The following is a 16,591-nucleotide window of genomic DNA, read 5'->3' as shown; positions in this document are numbered from 1 at the left end:
AAGGCATGTCTGAGCTGATATTGGGTCCGGGCCATGAGCGTCCTGCCGCCGCCGATCTGGAAAACCCCCTGTACTACCTGCAAAACATGGAAACGGTAGTCGCCTGGGTGGCAAACCATCACTCGGATCTGCTGCTGGAGCCGGAGCGAGGCTGTTTGCGCGATTTTTTTGAGTTGTCTCGCGCTGCCCGTGCCTTGCTGACTCGCATGGTGATGCGCACAGGGGATCTGTTCCGTACCGATAAGCTGAATTACCCGGAGTTGGGGTGCCCGGAAGCAGAGGCGCTTGATGAGTTGATTGCCGGTGGCTGGCTGGATGCTGATCCCCTGCTGGCTCTGGATGATATTTTCCGCCTGTTTACTTTGGTTGAACTGCGCACGGCTTTTGCACCAATACTGGAGCAAGCCGGATTTGCCAAAAATCTTTCCAAAGCCCGAATGAAGGAAGTCCTGCAGGAAACCTTTAGTGATGCTCGCAGGCTGGAGGAGTGGTTTGATGACGCGGTTTCCCCTGTGGTGCAGGTCAGTTACATGGCTTTGTTCGATCGCATTCGCCTGATGTTCTTCGGCAACTTACGCCAGAGCTGGTCAGATTTTGTTTTAGTTGAGCTAGGCCATCACCGCTATGAGCAGGTGGAGTTTACCCCCGAAGCACGGGCGTTCTCTCAACGCAGCGAGGTGGATACTTATCTGGCTATGCACCATTGTCGCGAGAGCCTGGATGCTGGCGCGCCAGCCGTCGAGGTTTGGGCGGATATTCCCGCAGCCACAAACAACCCCTGGCTGACCAGCCGTCGTGATCGCTTATTGCTCGAGTTGGGGAGGCAGGCGGAGCGCCAGAGTGATCGGGAGCTGGCGCTGCAGGTATTGGCCGGCAGTGGTCACCGGGAAGCAGGATTAAAGCGGTTGCGCCTTTTGGAGCGAATGAAACGCTTTGAGGAAGCCTGGGCTATCGCCGCTCAGTGGGGAAATGGAGAGCTAAGCGATGCCGAAGCTCAGGGTTTGGCTCGTATTATTAAGCGGCTGGCGAAAAAGGTAGGCGAGCCGGTTCCGTCCGCGCCGGCAAATCCTGAAATCCGGGAGTTCACGCTGACCCTGCCACAAACCGGTGGCTCGGTTGAGATGGTGGTTCGGGATCATCTTTCCACGCCGGAAGCGCCTGTGTTCTATGTGGAAAACACCCTGATCAACGGTCTGTTCGGGTTGCTGTGCTGGCACACCATATTCAAAGCCATTCCCGGTGCTTTCTTTCATCCCTTTCATACCGGGCCTGCGGATCTGGTTCGGGAGGATTTTGTGAGTCGCCGGCAAGCAGCGTTTGATCAGTGTTTTGCTGCACTGAAGAATGGCAGCTATCGCCAGAAAATTCTGGATACCTACGCCGCCAAGCAGGGCATCACCAATCCTTTTGTTGTTTGGCCGGCGCTTGATGAAGAATTGCTGAACCTGGCACTGGATAGAATTCCCGCCGCAGACTTGCAGATTATGTTTGAACGGATCTTATTGAATATTCGCGAACATCGTAGCGGGTTCCCAGATCTTATTAAGTTTTCCATGGAGATCGACGAAAATAAGCCCCGTTATGAAATGATCGAAGTAAAAGGCCCGGGCGACCGACTACAGGATCATCAGGTCCGCTGGCTGCACTTCTTTGCTCGCAAGGGCATTGCCGCCAGCGTGTGTTACCTCCGCTGGCAAGACAGCGAGGCAACAACATGAGGGTGGCAGTTCGAACCCTTTGCGAATTTGCTGCGAGAGAAGGTGATCTGGACTTTCGTTACACTCCGGCACCCAGCGCTGAAGAGGGTATCCTTGGCCATCAGGCCATTCAGGGTAAACGCGGGTACGGCTATAAAAGCGAGTATTCACTTACCGGTGAGTGCATGGGGCTGCAGCTATATGGCCGAGCTGATGAGTATAACCCACACTCTGGCCTGCTGGAGGAAATCAAAACCCACCGTGGCGACTTATCCCGAATACGACCCCATCAACGGGCGTTGCATCGAGCCCAGCTAAGAGCCTACGGCGCCCTGCTCTGCAAACAGGAAAATCGGAAAACCCTGAAGTTGTCGCTGGTGTATTTCAATATCGGCAACAACCGGGAAACATCGGTGGCTGAAACTGCCACTGCCAAGGAGCTATGGCAAGAACTGGAAATCCTGTGCGGACGTTACCGGTTATGGGCAGAGCAGGAAGCCCACCATCGGGAGCAGCGGGACATTCGCCTTGGTGCTCTGCGTTTCCCGTTCAAACAGTTTCGCCCTCGCCAGCGACAGCTTGCTGAAACCGTCTACAAAAACACGGTAAAAGGTGAAACCCTGCTGCTGGAAGCACCCACAGGCTTGGGTAAAACTCTGGGCACCCTGTTCCCCGCGCTGATGGCCATGCCCACAGCCAAGCACGACCGGCTGGCTTACCTCACCTGCCGAAACACCGCCAGGCAGTTGGCGGTGGATGCGGTAGAGCGCTTGCGGGCGGCACAGGATGACCCACATATCTGGCCCCTCCGCACTCTGGAACTGGTGGCCAAGACCGATGCCTGTGAACACCCGGATAAAGCCTGCCATGGGGATTCCTGCCCACTGGCCAAGGGTTTCTTTGATCGCTTGCCGGATGCCCGCGCCGAAGCCGCTCAGGTGGGCACAACGTTAACGCAGAAGGCGCTGGCCAGGATCGCCGTCGGTCACAATATCTGTCCTTACTTTTTGGCGCAGGAAATGGCGCGCTGGTGTGATGTCATCATTGGCGATGTGAACCGGATGTTTGATCAGTCTGCCCTGCTTCATGGACTCACCCGGCAGAACAATTGGAAAACCTCCGTTCTCGCGGATGAAGCCCATAACCTGGTGGATCGGGGCCGTGGCATGTATTCGGTACAGCTGGATCAACAACGGCTGCTGAAGGTGAGAAAAACCGCACCCAAGGCCCTGAAACCCCATCTGGATCGAACCGCCCGGGCTTGGCAGGGGGTTATTCGTGATCATTCAGAAAATGGCGATACGCCGGTGTTTCTCGACAGCCTGCCTTCAGCATTGACCAGCAGCCTGCAAGGGCTGGTATCCGGGCTGTCAGATTACCTTGCAGATAACCCGCCGGATTTGGCGTTGCAGGAAGTGTTGTTTGAATCCGTCGCCTTTATGAAGCTGGCGGACTCCTTTGGTGACCATTCCCTGTGCGAATTTCGCCGCGAAGGCCGGGGCCGGGCAAGCGTTACCATTCAGAATCTGGTGCCGGCGGATTTCCTGCGGGACCGATTTCAGGCCGCCGCCTCAGTATTGCTGTTCTCTGCCACCCTCAGCCCGGGCGTGTATTACAGGGACTTGCTGGGTTTGCCGGAGGATAGCCGTTTCAGCTCTTTGCCCAGCCCCTTCCGTGCCGATCAGTTACAGGTACATTTCACACCAAAGATCAGCACTCGGCAGGCTCATCGCGAGGCATCGGTGGAGCCCATTTCAGAACTGATCGCGAAGCAATTTCGGGATCGCCCGGGGCACTACTTGGCGTTTTTCAGCAGCTTTAAATATCTGAATGAAGTGAGCAACGCACTGAGTTACTTCGCGCCGGATGTGCCCCAGCGTTCGCAGCATTCGGGAATGAGCCCGCAGCAGCGACAAGAGTTTCTGGCAGGGTTCCGGGAAGAATCCGGTAGCGTGGCGTTTGCTGTGTTGGGAGGCGTTTTCAGCGAAGGTATCGATTTGCCGGGCGAGCAGTTGATTGGCGCGTTTGTGGCTACCCTGGGCCTGCCGCCCTTTGATGCCTGGCACGAGATTCTCAAGTATCGGCTGCAGCAGCGGTTTGGTGCAGGCTATGACTACACCTACCTGATTCCTGGGCTGCAGAAAGTGGCTCAGGCCGCTGGCCGGGTGATTCGCACGCCGGACGATCGTGGGGTGATCTGGCTGATTGACGACCGCTTTATGCAGCCGCAGATTCGAGGGTTGTTACCGGAGTGGTGGTTCAAGACTGAGACAACTGAATAACGCTATCCCAGTCTTGAGGCTGAGCAGATTAGCCGAACTGGAAAAACGCCAGCTTGTTGCCGTCTGGATCTTTCACATAGGCACCATAAAACTGGTTTGGAATACGCTGTCCGGGCTCGCCGTCACAGGTTGCACCCAGTTCAATAGCCTTCTTGTAGTAGGTATCAACCGCGTCTTTCGAGCCTGGCTGTAAGGCCAGCATATTGCCGTTGCCCGGGTGGTTCGGGGAGCCGTCGAAGGGCGTGCAAACCGCCAGCATCGGGGAATTCATGCTTTCACCAATAAATGCGATGCGGCCCATATCCAGCAGGAGCTTCGCGCCCATATCTCCCAGAAGTTCGGTGTAGAACTTCTTGGCCTTTTCCATATCACTGACACCAATGGTGACGTATCCAATCATGTTCTAATCTCCTGTAACGCGCCTTTTGTACCTGCGCGGTTGGCGTTAAGCGGTTAGCCTGTCTTCCCACCGGAAATGTTTTGCCCAATGCAGGGCTTCCGGAAGTGGTAGAGGCTTGCTGTAGAAAAAGCCTTGGCCAAGATCGCAGCCAAGGTCAATCAGTTTGCGTTCAACGTCGGCATTTTCAATGCCTTCGGCAACCAGCCTTCTCTTGAAGCTTTTCGAGAGGCTTACGATAGCACTTACAATCATGCTGTCGTCTGGGTCGCTCAACATGTCCATTACGAACGAACGGTCAATTTTGATCTCTTGCGCAGGCAGTCGCCGGAAATAGTCCAGAGATGAATACCCGGTTCCGAAGTCATCCAGAGAAATATCCACACCCAGTTCACGGCTGGCTTTCAGGTTCTTGATGGCCGTTTCGGTGTCGTCCATTGCGGTGGTTTCAAGAATTTCCAGAATGAGACGGCTGCGTAACTCTATTGGGCAGTCTTCCAGCGTACTCGACAAATCGTCTTTGAACTCTTCGCTCAGGAAGTGGCAGGGGCTCAGGTTCACGCTCAGCGTGTATGGAAGATCTTGCCGGGCAAAGGCCATAAGCTGCTTTACCGCCTCGCGGATGACGAAGTTCCCCAGGGTGCGCGCGTGCTCGGTGTATTCAATATGCTCAAGGAAATGCGCAGGGCTAAGAACACCCTCTTTCGGGTGGTTCCAACGAATGAGCGCTTCAAACCCGTTTACACAGTGGTGGTGGAAACAGATCTTGGGCTGGTAGTACAGCTCCATCTGCTGTTCGCGCAGGGCCGTGTCGATCTGTTCCAGCACCCGAACCCGCTCTTTTCGGGAAGAGTGCGACTGAAGGTCGAATATCTTGTAGCAGTTTTTGCCGGTTTCCTTGGCCGCATACATGGCCTGATCCGCATGGCGGAGGAGCAGATCAGAATCCACGTTATCTTCCGGGTATACCGTAACGCCCATACTGCCGGAAACCTGCAGTACATGGTGCCGAAAGTTGATGGGCTGCCGGATAGCATCCAGAAGGCGTGCGTAAACCCGTTCATCGCCTACATCCCGCAGGATAGCCACAAATTCATCACCGCCCAGGCGAGCCACAATGTCGTGGCTGCGTACCGTTGCCTTGAGCTTTTCGGCAACGGATTTCAGAACCGCATCCCCTACAGCGTGGCCATGTTCGTCGTTGATGCTCTTGAATCCGTCCAGATCAATAAAGCATACAGACACCTGGCCATTTCTTTGGCCAGCTTCATAGAGTTCCTGCTCAAATAATTCGGTGAGCCGGTGGCGATTGGGCAGACCGGTTAGCGCATCGTAATTCGCGGCCAGTTCAAGATCTCTTTTATGGCTGCCCTTCTCCTCGTACAGACGTTTACGCTCGATCAGATTCCCGAGGGTTTGTGACAGAGGTGCCAGCTCGTCTGCAAGCTTCTGGGAGTATCCTTCGGCTCGGTTAGCCAGGCCAATCATGCCAAGATGAGTATCGCCGGAAAATACCGGGATACCTATGTATGTATTGATAGTCGGGTGCCCGGCAGGAAGGCCACCGCGCCGGGAGTCCTGGGACAGATCGTTGGAGATAATGGTCTCGCCGGACACCATGGGTAGCCCGAGAATATTGTCCAGGCGATCAAAAACCATGCCCCGGCGTTCCACGTCCTGGTACAGGGCCTGGGTTTCCGGGCTCCATGCGATGTTGGTAATAGCGCCTACCTTGAGAAACGGTGCGCCGTTGCTCTTATGCAGTACTTCGCCGATAAGCCCGAATTGGCTACCCGTGAGGGCGAGCAGGTCATTGAGCATCTGGCTGAAAGCCGAGCGTTCGTTGTCGCTAGTAAGGAACACATTCTGGGCATGCTGGATGGCCCGGTTGAGCTGGGAAACAGGCACATACTCGCTTTTATCCGACTCAATATATGAGCGCTCCAGCTCCTCCTCCACCATGGTTGCCAGGGTGCGGAGAACATCCAGGTCTTTCTCGCTGAAGTGTCGAGGCCTGTCATCAATGATGCACAAGGTGCCGACTTTGAAGCCGCCAGGTTCGCGCACGGGCATGCCTGCATAGAAGCGCACATGTGGGCTATCCAGTACAAAAGGGTTATTCCGAAAACGCGGGTCTTCCAAGGCGTTTTCCACAACTGAAATATGATCCTGCCGTATGGCGTGATCGCAAAATGCTACCGAGCGAGGCGTTTCGGTAACTTCCAGCCCCTGATGTGATTTGAACCACTGACGGTCGTGATCCAGTATCGTGAACAGCGCTGTTCTGACCCTGTAGTGCTGGCGGGCGATTCGGGTAAGGCGTTCAAACCGTTCTTCCGGCGGAGTGTCGAGGATCCCCAGCCGTATAACCGCTGCGAGTCGTCTTTTTTCATTTTCCGTCACGTTCATTCAGGATCCTTGGAGAAGCCGGCGAATGAAATGTTAACAGATCGAGATTTGATACTTTGTGACATTTGGTGAACCGGGTGAGCGTGAAACCTTGATATAAGATAATAGCAGTAGGGGGTAATAGTGCGAGTGAAGGTGACTTTGTCACTGAACAAAATGCAGGGTGGGTCTAGTCTGGGTGAATACCGATGATAAAACCCATAAAGGAGCACTCCATCATGATCAAATCACTTAAAGTATTAGTTGCAGCGGCCGTTTTTGCGGTGGCACCCATCAGCACTCAGGCAGGAGATGAGAAAATGGTTGATGAAGTACTGGTGATTCTTTCAAGCGAATCCCTGCAAACCCAGGGTATGGCTATGGTGCTTTCCAACACCATGGCGCAGCAGGGTGCCAAGGTGAACGTGCTGCTGTGTGACAAGGCGGGCGATCTGGCCCTTAAAAGCTACGAAGCACCGGCATTAAAGCCGAAAGATCTCACCCCCGGCCAGATGCTGCGTGGCCTGCTGAAGCAAGGCGGTGTTGCCAACGTTTGCGCGCTGTACCTGCCTAACAGTGACTATACCAAGAACGACCTGATTGACGGAGTGGGTGTGGCGATGCCACCGGAAATGGCAGGCCAGATGCTGAACCCGGCGATGCGTACCTTTACTTTCTAAGACCTTTCCACAGTTTGGTAAGGCATAAAAAAGCCGGCTCTGTTCAATTCAAGGGCCGGCTTTTTTGTGGCTGTCTGGTTAGTGAACGGCCAGCGTATCAGTGCTTTTCTGCTGGCTCGTCCAGATCCTCGTAGCCAGTCACCATGGGTTTGATGTGGCTGGTGAGGGTATGCCCCATGGTGGTCATGTACACGTGGGCGATGATGAACACCAGCATGGCGAAGGCAGCAGCCGTATGAACCAGTGCGACAGCCTCAAGACTGAGCGCCCCGGCAAGCACCGCCGGCCAATCGTTGTAAAACAGATACAACAGGCCGCTTAACCAGATGATGGGTGAGATCACCAGCTTGAAGAACAGGTACGCCAGCCGCTGCAGCGGGTTGTGCTTGGCTTTGGTGGTTTTACGGTAAGGGTGCTCGGCACCGGTAAAGGTGCCAATCAGATAGTAGTGCATCACCGCAAACAGGCCATCGCGGGTGGGCACATACTGGCGCCATTCACCGGTGGTGATGTGCCAGAAGATGGCAAACAACCAAAGCACAATCAGTGACCAGGCCGCGATGGTGTGCAACCGCGTGGCGTCACCGAAGCCCAGAAGCGAATAACTGCCGTGGATTTCGAAGCCGGAAATCAACAAGCTGAAAATCAGCAAAGCCTGAAACCAGTGCCAGAAGCGTTCAAAGCGCTTGAAAATCATTACCCGGCTCATGATTGCTTCCTCCTGCTGAATACCACACGGGCAAGGGCGTGAATCACAACCCCGGCAAGGGTCAACGCCACTACTAGCCAGCCGACTCTATCGAGCCAGGGGCTGCTGCTATGCCCCGGCATATAGATGCCACCAATGCCTGCCAGGCGGCTTTCTGCGGTATGGCAGGAGCTGCAGCGCAGAGCCTTATCTGCAGTTGGTACCATGTGGGTTATGGGCCAGTACATTCGGGTTTCAATAAAGTCGAAGTGACCGCTAAAGGGCAACCCGGATTTTTCGCTGGCAAACTCCAGGGCCTTGGGCCAGTCATAGTTGCTCCATAGTGAAGCGTCATCAGCGCCAAATACGTGGGTTGCCAACAAGGTTTTATACTCGGTATCAAAAGGCTGTTTGCCCTGCATCAGCTTGAACGGCCAGATGCGCGAGCCGGGGTCGTTTGGCTCACCATCCAGCCGATTGATCTCCAGCGGCGGGTTATCAATATCGAATTGTTCATCTACCATGGTGTATTCAACGGTGCCATCAAACCAGGCGTAGTAAGGCATTACATTTTCGCCGTGGCGGAAGTCGCCCTTCTCGCTCAGATAGCTCACATGGCCATCTTCATCGTAGGTGGTAATGGGTTTGCTGTTTTCATCGAGCTTGCCGGCAGTGGACCAGTCCCACCACATTTTGGTTGGCACACCACCCCGGGCAAAAGCGGGTACGTGGCAGGTCTGGCATGCCACTTTGTTTACGTGATCGTTCAGTTTTTCTTTCTCATGGGGGGCCGGACCATGGCAGGATTCGCAGCTCGCCCGGCTGAGATCGGTGTGGCCGGGGATATCAATACCCAGGGTATCTTTGGCGTTTACCTGATAGCGACTTCCGGAAACACTGTGGCCCCAGGTTGAGTGACAGTCGGAACAACTGAAGTTGGCGCCATCTGGTGACATGTGTACGTCGAGAGAGCGGTCAGGTGACACTAGCGAGGAGTCGAGGTCGCCGTGTTTTACACCGTCGCCTCCACCACCGTAAAAGTGGCAGCTACCGCAGTTAGCCCGGCCCGATGCGCCCACGTTCTGGGCGATGTTGGGCAGGTCTGGCGGCTGAACCATCTTGCCGCTGCCTTTGGGCCATTCTCTGGGTATATAGGTTGGGTCGCCGGCGAGAGTCGGGAACTTCCAGTAGTCGCCGGTGGTGTCGTGGCACACCAGGCAGTCCACGGCAGAATCCGCCTCTGGTGGCGGCTCATTCATATCCTTCCAGCCGTAGCCTACGTGGCAGGAGGTGCACCGGGGCTCGTTGGTAACAGCCATACCGCAAAAGCTGTTGATAACCTTGTTTTTACCCAGGGTTTGCCCGGTTTCCTTATGTTGATAAAGCCAGGTCCAGTGGGTGGTTTCCTTGATTTGCCCTGCCGCTTCGGTGTGGCACTCCAGGCAGGCTTCAGTTACCTCGCTGGCGTTTTCAAACGGGCCTTTGAGGGATTTGAATTTGGTGTGATCGGCGGTGGCAGGGCTGCGCTCAATCGCAGCCCAACCGGGGGTGCCTGCAAACATCAGCAGGGCGGCCAACGCGCTTACCACAAGGTATTTACTTGGGTAAGCCATGATCAACTTGGCCATGACGTCCTCCATGTTGTTATCAGTCTAAGGAATCGCCCGTGCCCTGTGAGTATAGCTAGTGTCAGGGCTGGTATATCTTTTCCGGATTAAGCGTCATGGACCATGGCAAGCCATCGTTCTGCCAACCGTTCACAATTCTCATGCCGGCTTTTTTGCCTTCTTTTGAGCTGCTGCCCTGAAAACCATGGTCGATGTACTTCACGTTGGTGAAACCGCGCTCAAGCAGAAAATCGGCACTGGGCTTGCCACGGGTTGAACCAGATCGGCACATGGTGACAATCAGGGCATCCTTGCTGAGCCCCTTATCCTTCAGTGCCTGCTCAACACTGGCGGTAAAGTCCGGGTTGGGATGCATGGCAAACCGGCCTTTGTCAGCAAGAAACTTGCTTCGATCGGCCAGCATGAAGGGAATGTTTGTGTCTGCCACATCGGTGAAGCCGATAAACATGATTTCAACCGGATCCCGCACATCAATGAACAGCATCTGGTCGCCCTGTGTCTGAACCAGGTCGTAGGTTTCCTGTGGAGTAAGAGAGAGGGCTTCATCCGCTGACGCATGAAAGCTCAGCCCGAAGGTTATGAGAAGTACACTTAATAACAGCCTCATCGCGTTTTCTCCTGAAGTCGCAATACAGTAGGGGCAGCATTTACCATACCCCTGACAGGGCGGAAGTCTCAAGAGTTGGAATAAGCTTATAATCACAGGTTTGATCGAGATCAAAATAGTGGCAGGAGAGCTGCTACACTTAACCCTCTAATTCAGAAGGAGTGCATCCATTGTTGAACCGGCCCAGGCGGCATTATCCGGGCTTTTTGTCCCTTCTTGCCATATTGCTGACCATAAGCGGATGCGCCCTGCCACCCTTGGTGGATCGTACAGAAAGTTGGTCGGTACCCAGTGATCAAACTGCCGATACCCGGCTGGGGCGCGCAATCGCTCCTCTGGCCCTGGCGCACCCGGGCAAAAGTGGCGTGGTAATGCTCGAGAATGCCCACGACGCGTTTGCTGCACGAGTGCTATTGGCGGAAGGCGCTGAAGCGACCCTGGATGTTCAGTATTACATCTGGCAATACGACATCACCGGAACCATGTTGCTCGACGTGCTCTACCGGGCCGCAGAGCGAGGTGTGCGCGTGCGTCTCTTGCTTGATGACAATGGCATCTCTGGCCTTGATGAAACGCTTGCCGCATTGGATACCCATCCGAATATAGAAGTGCGCCTGTTTAATCCGTTCGTGGTGCGCAACCCCAAATGGATTGGTTACCTGACCAGCTTCTCGCGTTTGAATCACCGCATGCACAACAAATCGTTCACTGCCGATAATCAGGCAGCGATTATAGGCGGGCGCAATATAGCGGATGAGTATTTTGGCGCCGGAACGGGAGCGCTTTTTGCGGATCTTGACGTGTTAGCCATTGGCCCGGTGGTGAGTGATCTTTCCAGCGATTTTGACCGCTATTGGGCCAGTGCATCGGCCTACCCTGCAGCGCTGATTTTGCCCGAAGCGCGCGACGCTGGCCTGGCAGAGGTGGTGGCAACCGCCAGGGAATGCAGCGAAAGCTCTGAGGCAAGCCAATATGTGTGTGCGGTGGCCGACTCGCAGTTTCTGAAAAACCTGCTCGATGGCAATCTCGGTTTTGTCTGGTCGCCCGTTTCCATGGTCAGCGACGACCCCGCCAAAGTGCTGGGCAAAAAGCCGAAGAACGGCCTGATGAGCCGGCAATTGGTTGAGGCCATGGGCCGACCCGAGCGCTCTATCACCCTGGTATCCCCCTACTTTATTCCCACCAAAGCCGGGGTGAAAATGTTCCAGGAATTGGAGCGTAAGGGTGTTCATGTGCGCGTACTCACCAACTCCCTGGAAGCCAACGACGTGGCCATGGTGCACGCCGGCTACGCCAAATACCGCAAGCCCTTGCTGGAAGCCGGGGTGCAACTGTTTGAGTTGCGCAAAGTACCAGGCCAGGAGCCTGTGGAGCGCAAACTGCAGGACAACCTGATGGGCAGCTCCTCATCAAGTCTTCATGCCAAAACCTTTGCGGTAGATGGTAAACGGTTGTTCGTAGGCTCGTTCAATTTTGACCCCCGATCAGTGCACATCAACACTGAACTGGGCTTTGTGATTGAAAGCCCGGAACTGACCCGGATGATGGAAGACCACTTCGAAGAACAAACCCGCGTAACCGCCTATGAACTGGTTCTTGACGATGATGGCGATTTGCAGTGGATAGAGCGCAACGGCGAAGAAGAGATACGGCACAGCCGTGATCCCGGAACCGGATTGATCAAGCGGATGCTGGTTTCGATGTTCTCGTTTTTGCCGATTGAGCATTTGTTGTAGGGGAGGTCGCTATGTGGCGGTCAACCCTTGATCTGTTCAAAACGCCCCGGTTGACGATATTGCCACGGGACACGAAGTGCCGCCCCGCCTATCAAACGTTCAGATTGGTCAATAATAGCCGGCCACCAACGAACAATCTGATGTGCTTTGTCCCAATAGGACGCTTTGCTCCAGTGCTTTGCAAGACAAAATACGGTTAAACCAGCCCTTCGAAAAGCCTGCTTTTCCAAGTCGCTTTTCTTGAACTGATCCTGAGAAACCACCACCCAATCGCCCTCAGCTTTCAGAGCTTTTATCCACTCAATATCTGGGGTCGAGGGAGGGAATTTGTCAGTCAAATGAACAACGATATGGCCCTCGCGTTTTGACAGTTCGTTGAGGGCTCTCGCCAAAGGCGGAGGGAGATTGTTGTCGAGTAAAAATTTCAAACAACGGACCTTTGGTCAAACTGGATGGCTGCTTCCACATCAGCCACGCTAACTTCGTACAGAGCGGCCACGCGTTTGGTGTTCTTCTCTTCTGCATGCCAGGCACTGACAATTGCTTCTACTGTCATGCCTGTCTCTGTTAAAACCGGTTTGCCAAAATTCCGAGCAGGGTCCAGGACAACCTTTCGGTTTCGGCTTAGTGGAAACCAGCGCTGGGCTTCGTTGTTGGCGTATTCGATACCCCGGTACAGGGAGGAGGAGATTACTTGCTTAAAGGCATACTGTTTCTTTGCCAGGTCAAGCAGGCTCTCGTCACCGGTTTCTTCCAGCACGATGGCAAAAATGGCTTTTCCATCTGTCTGAAAGCGCTTGCAGGTAAATGGATAGGCCTGGTTAAACATTTCCCGGGCATGCATGGAAGCCAAACGAATGGCTTGTAAGCTCACGCCATGACGCCTGAAAGCGTGCACGAAGCGAATTTCCAGCAAGTCATGAAAGCCCAGAGCCTGATCCACTTTACCTTCCAGTTGTGGGGACCAGATGCCTGGATAGTGTTTCCCGCCAGACGAGTAGCCGAACAGCCAACGACGTATCTGGGGCGAAGGAATCCCGGTATAGGCAGCCGCCTCGGCGGGAGTATACAAACCCACCCCGAGGAGGCTGGCTTCTAGGTCATTGATATCGTGATGGCTTCCCACAACTCACCTGTGTGTACGCAACTTGATTAAGCCCTGAGAGCATAGCACACCTTGCTGCTTCTGAACTTGAGACAGCCCCAGGTTCAACTTATGAAGTTGCTTTCTTTCGGGGTTTCTTTATTGGCTTCATCGTCGCTCGCTCCGCTTTCACCCTCTCCAGCAGTGCCTCCGCACTGTTCTCCCCACTGATCAGCTCCGGGTTGTCCTTGCGCCATTGCTCGGTAAGTTCGCCCCGGAAGGCTTTGGCCAGGATGGACTGGGTAAGGTTGTTGACGCGGGCCAGAGCGCTGTTGACCTGTTGCTCGATGCGGTCGGCGTGGGCGAAGAGTTGGTCTACTCGGCGGACGATTCCCCTCTGAATATCTATGGTTGGTAGTTCGATGAGAATGGAAAGAATGTGTTTGGACCCAACATTTCCTTGGTTAACTCCCCCCGTTTCTCCATCAAAAAATTGATCACGAAAGACATCTGATCGAACGAACAGGGATAGATATTCTGGGCTAACCTTTGCCCGGTCCGGGATAACACGCCCTACTCGCTGATTAATCAAGAGATTTTTTTCATCTTTGATCATACAGCCGAACCCATAGTCCTTCTTAAAGCGTGTTCCCGTCATGCTGATTAATATGTCGCCGGGACTAGGCGCATATCTGCTGAACTCCTTCGCTAATTCGTCACCGACATAGGCAGGGGAGTTTTCAAGTGCGATATGGCCATCTCGGATATTGCCCAACTTCACTACTTGGTGGGTTCCTGAGTTCTCAAACCAGCCACTTTTAAACGCATATCCATTCTGAAATTCAGCGATTTCTCTCAATTCTACGTTTGTGCAGCTCCACTCCTCCGTCAACCGCCCACTCACCGCCGCAGCCAGCATGGACTGGCGGAAGCGTTTGAGAATTTGAGGGATGCGTTCGAGGCGGGCTTTGGTGTTTGCCTCCTGGGCCAGCAGGGTGTCGAGTTTGTCGGCGATGACTTTTTGTTCGGCGAGGGGAGGTAACGGAAACTCAAAGTTCTGAACATCGGAGGACTTCGCCGCAGGGTAAAGCGCACCCTGAACGACACCGCTGATTTGATCGATGAAAGTTTTTGAGCGCACCAGTGCGAAAATATAGCGACTATCAACCAGCACAGGTTTAATGACTTCAAATCCAGTTGACGCGATTTGATTGTGAAATTTCTGGTCGACCAGAGCTACAGCATTGAGGTTTGGCCTAGTAAGAGAAACCAGAACATCGCCGTTTTCGATAACTTTCCTGGCCCTGCTGGGCGCGCTGTCCCCAGAAATCACTTGAGGGGCTGAAATCGCTTTTAGGCTTCTGTCGATGCTGCCTATGTCCACATAGGTGAAGCTTTCATCGGTCGCCGGCTTTCGCTGCAGACCCTTGATAGAGATTTCTGAGATTTTGGCTTGTATCCAGCCATCGGGGATATCGTGCTCGGCCATTAATCTTCCCCACCCATCACTTCCCCCAAAAGCACCCGAGCCCCATCAGCCTCCTCCTCAGCCCCCAATTCCCGCATCAACGCATCCAGCTCACCCAGCGCCTGCACCAGTTCCCCCATCGCCTCACCCGCCAACACGCTCGGTTCCGGCAGATTGGCCGCATCCACACTGTCACTATCCTTCAGCCAGGAAATATCCAGCGAGTCGCCCTTGTGTTCGGCAATCCACTGGCGGCTGAAGCGGCGCCATCTACTATGCGCCAGTCGTGGGTCGATGCCTTCGTTCTCGTCGCTGTGTTCGGGCAGGTCTATGGCTTCGGAATGGAAGCTGTATTCGCCTTCGGTGCGGGCTGAGGGGTGGGCGGTGGACGCAGCCCCCTCTCCCCGGCCCTCTCCCGCGAGGGGAGAGGGAGAAAAGACCGCTTCGAAGGGAGCGAGGTGTTTTTCGCCGAAGGGGGTGCGTTTGCCGAAGCTGGGCATGTTGGTGCGCAGGTCGTAGACCCAGACGTGTTCGGTGCAGTTCTCTTCCTGGTACTTGTCCGTTGCGCTGCCTTTGGTGAAGAACAGCACGTTGGTCTTCACGCCTTGGGCGTAGAAGATGCCGGTGGGCAGGCGCAGGATGGTGTGCAGGTTGCACTTGTTCATCAAATCCCGGCGCACGTCGGTGCCCACGCCGGCCTCGAACAGCACGTTATCCGGCAGCACCACGGCGGCGCGGCCACCGGGTTTGAGGTTGCGGTAGATGTGCTGCAAAAAGGCCAGCTGTTTGTTGCTGGTTTTGTAGGTCAGGTCGTCCCGGGTGATGCTGGCGTCGCCGCCTTTGCTGGTACCGAAGGGCGGGTTGGCGAGGATAACGTCGGCCTTTGCCAGCCCGGCGCCGGTCTGGCCCAGGGCATTGCCCAGGTGCACCACGCCTTCGGTATCCCCTTCCATGCCGTGCAGCAGGCAGTTCATCAGGGCCAGGCGGCGGGTGCCGGGCACCAGTTCAATGCCCACGTAGGCCCGGGTGGTCTGGAAGCGTTTTTGCTCGGCGGTCAGGTCATACAGGTCGTCGGTCTGGCTTTTGATGTATTCGTGGGTGGCGATCAGAAAGCCAGCCGTGCCCGCTGCCGGGTCCTGAATGATCTCCCCGGGCTGCGGTTTCAGGCAGCGCACCATGGTGTTGATCAAAGCGCGGGGGGTGAAGTACTGGCCAGCGCCGGATTTGGTTTCGTTGGCGTTCTTTTCCAGCAGGCCTTCGTACAGATCGCCCAGGCCGTCTTTCTGGGCACTGAACCAGTCAATCTGGTCCAGGGTTTTGATCATCTGTTCCAGGTGCCGGGGTTCCCGCAGGCGGGTTTGGGCGTCGGCGTAGATGGCGCTGATCAGCGGGTCGTCATGTACCAGAGTTCCGTCGCCGTCCTTGCCGGTGGACAGGCTGAGCAGGATGCGTTTGTAGTCGTTCAGCAGGTTGATGCCGGATTTGCCGTTCAGGTCGCTCCAGCGGCAGCCCTCGGGCAGCGGGTGCTTTTTCAGGGTGCCGGCTTCGGTGTTCTCGTGCACCATTTTAATGAACAGCAGCAGCACCAGTTCGGTGACGTAGTCCGAGTAGTTGATGCCGTCGTCCCGCAGAACGTCGCAGAGGTTCCAGAGTTTTTGGACGATGTCGTTGTTGGTCATGGGTGATCCTTTGATAGGCGCGACGTTTTCGTCAGCGCCTCATGTATAAAAAATGCCGAAATCTTTGCACGTTGCGGGCGACATGTTAAGAAAAGCCGGTTTTCTATGCATGTCGAATGGGCTAAGTCGAAAAAACACCGAAAAATCGACACAGATTAAGCCTATGTCGATGCAGTAAACATACTCGATGTAGGCTTGGACTAACTCAGCAATTCCGGTACATTTGATCACACTTCAGGCATGGATTGTGCCGTTTA

Annotated in this window: 13 protein-coding genes; 4 read left to right on the top strand and 9 right to left on the bottom strand. The window is 54.8% G+C overall.

All coding sequences use genetic code 11. The features are described from left to right. Nucleotides 1–5: 5 nt before the first annotated feature. Both FE848_RS04750 and FE848_RS04745 read left to right on the top strand, forming a co-directional pair. On the top strand, nt 6–1,718 hold the full coding sequence (locus tag FE848_RS04750; protein WP_200201594.1) for a VRR-NUC domain-containing protein: 1,713 nt from the start codon (nt 6–8) through the stop codon (nt 1,716–1,718). Continuing rightward, entirely contained in the window at nt 1,715–3,979 is a 2,265-nt protein-coding gene (locus FE848_RS04745) for an ATP-dependent DNA helicase (RefSeq protein ID WP_200201593.1), read from the top strand. The genes FE848_RS04750 and FE848_RS04745 overlap by 4 nt, the downstream gene beginning before the upstream one ends. Nucleotides 3,980–4,007: 28 nt before the next feature. Here FE848_RS04745 and FE848_RS04740 read toward each other — a convergent pair whose 3' ends face one another. Beyond that, nucleotides 4,008–4,379, bottom strand: a complete 372-nt coding sequence (locus tag FE848_RS04740) for a VOC family protein (protein ID WP_200201592.1) — start codon at nt 4,377–4,379, stop codon at nt 4,008–4,010. A gap of 45 nt (nt 4,380–4,424) precedes the next feature. Continuing rightward, nucleotides 4,425–6,785, bottom strand: a complete 2,361-nt coding sequence (locus FE848_RS04735; protein ID WP_200201591.1) for an EAL domain-containing protein — start codon at nt 6,783–6,785, stop codon at nt 4,425–4,427. A gap of 218 nt (nt 6,786–7,003) precedes the next feature. Here FE848_RS04735 and FE848_RS04730 point away from each other — a divergent pair, with 218 nt between their 5' ends. Next, complete coding sequence (locus FE848_RS04730) at nt 7,004–7,444, top strand: hypothetical protein (protein ID WP_200201590.1); 441 nt, start codon at nt 7,004–7,006, stop codon at nt 7,442–7,444. Between the two features lie 97 nt (nt 7,445–7,541). Here FE848_RS04730 and FE848_RS04725 read toward each other — a convergent pair whose 3' ends face one another. The 3 genes from FE848_RS04725 to FE848_RS04715 all read right to left on the bottom strand — a co-directional run bounded on the left by FE848_RS04725 (nt 7,542) and on the right by FE848_RS04715 (nt 10,367). Next, on the bottom strand, nt 7,542–8,153 hold the full coding sequence (locus tag FE848_RS04725; RefSeq protein ID WP_200201589.1) for a cytochrome b/b6 domain-containing protein: 612 nt from the start codon (nt 8,151–8,153) through the stop codon (nt 7,542–7,544). Then, on the bottom strand, nt 8,150–9,760 hold the full coding sequence (locus FE848_RS04720; protein WP_227715148.1) for a tetrathionate reductase family octaheme c-type cytochrome: 1,611 nt from the start codon (nt 9,758–9,760) through the stop codon (nt 8,150–8,152). The genes FE848_RS04725 and FE848_RS04720 overlap by 4 nt, the downstream gene beginning before the upstream one ends. Before the next feature lie 61 nt (nt 9,761–9,821). Next, complete coding sequence (locus tag FE848_RS04715; protein WP_200201587.1) at nt 9,822–10,367, bottom strand: rhodanese-like domain-containing protein; 546 nt, start codon at nt 10,365–10,367, stop codon at nt 9,822–9,824. Between the two features lie 170 nt (nt 10,368–10,537). On the opposite strand from FE848_RS04715, the gene FE848_RS04710 reads away from it, so the two are divergent. Then, nucleotides 10,538–12,103, top strand: coding sequence for a phospholipase D family protein (locus FE848_RS04710; RefSeq protein WP_413785005.1), 1,566 nt, complete (start codon nt 10,538–10,540; stop codon nt 12,101–12,103). Nucleotides 12,104–12,123: 20 nt separating this feature from the next. Here the strand turns inward: FE848_RS04710 and FE848_RS04705 are convergent, their stop codons facing one another. From FE848_RS04705 to FE848_RS04690, 4 genes are all read right to left on the bottom strand, one after another. Further along, the gene (locus FE848_RS04705; protein WP_200201586.1) at nt 12,124–12,531 is read right to left on the bottom strand and encodes a hypothetical protein; all 408 of its coding nucleotides are present in this window, start codon (nt 12,529–12,531) and stop codon (nt 12,124–12,126) included. Then, nucleotides 12,528–13,229 carry a DUF433 domain-containing protein gene (locus FE848_RS04700; protein WP_200201585.1) on the bottom strand — a complete coding sequence of 234 codons (702 nt, stop codon included), beginning with the start codon at nt 13,227–13,229 and terminating at the stop codon, nt 12,528–12,530. The genes FE848_RS04705 and FE848_RS04700 overlap by 4 nt, the downstream gene beginning before the upstream one ends. Before the next feature lie 88 nt (nt 13,230–13,317). Continuing rightward, nucleotides 13,318–14,676: a restriction endonuclease subunit S gene (locus tag FE848_RS04695; RefSeq protein ID WP_200201584.1), complete on the bottom strand. Its 1,359-nt coding sequence runs from the start codon at nt 14,674–14,676 to the stop codon at nt 13,318–13,320. Beyond that, a complete protein-coding gene (locus FE848_RS04690) occupies nt 14,676–16,334 on the bottom strand; it encodes an N-6 DNA methylase (RefSeq protein ID WP_200201583.1) in 1,659 nt (552 codons plus the stop codon). Before FE848_RS04690 ends, FE848_RS04695 begins: the two co-directional genes overlap by 1 nt. Between the last annotated feature and the right edge of the window lie 257 nt (nt 16,335–16,591).

Origin of the sequence: Marinobacter sp. 1-3A, from assembly GCF_016597775.1 — a bacterium.
Taxonomy (GTDB): domain Bacteria; phylum Pseudomonadota; class Gammaproteobacteria; order Pseudomonadales; family Oleiphilaceae; genus Marinobacter; species Marinobacter xiaoshiensis.
The sequence above is the reverse complement of the archived record's forward strand: the minus strand, read 5'-3'. Positions and strand labels throughout refer to the sequence as shown.

Bases quoted from the DNA above. Each gene is read 5' to 3' on its own strand.
- FE848_RS04695 (WP_200201584.1), bottom strand. From the start codon at position 14,676: ATGGCCGAGCACGATATCCCCGATGGCTGGATACAAGCCAAAATCTCA.
- FE848_RS04715 (WP_200201587.1), bottom strand. From the start codon at position 10,367: ATGAGGCTGTTATTAAGTGTACTTCTCATAACCTTCGGGCTGAGCTTT.
- FE848_RS04725 (WP_200201589.1), bottom strand. From the start codon at position 8,153: ATGAGCCGGGTAATGATTTTCAAGCGCTTTGAACGCTTCTGGCACTGG.
- FE848_RS04735 (WP_200201591.1), bottom strand. From the start codon at position 6,785: ATGAACGTGACGGAAAATGAAAAAAGACGACTCGCAGCGGTTATACGG.
- FE848_RS04745 (WP_200201593.1), top strand. From the start codon at position 1,715: ATGAGGGTGGCAGTTCGAACCCTTTGCGAATTTGCTGCGAGAGAAGGT.
- FE848_RS04730 (WP_200201590.1), top strand. From the start codon at position 7,004: ATGATCAAATCACTTAAAGTATTAGTTGCAGCGGCCGTTTTTGCGGTG.
- FE848_RS04690 (WP_200201583.1), bottom strand. From the start codon at position 16,334: ATGACCAACAACGACATCGTCCAAAAACTCTGGAACCTCTGCGACGTT.
- FE848_RS04740 (WP_200201592.1), bottom strand. From the start codon at position 4,379: ATGATTGGATACGTCACCATTGGTGTCAGTGATATGGAAAAGGCCAAG.
- FE848_RS04720 (WP_227715148.1), bottom strand. From the start codon at position 9,760: ATGGCCAAGTTGATCATGGCTTACCCAAGTAAATACCTTGTGGTAAGC.
- FE848_RS04750 (WP_200201594.1), top strand. From the start codon at position 6: ATGTCTGAGCTGATATTGGGTCCGGGCCATGAGCGTCCTGCCGCCGCC.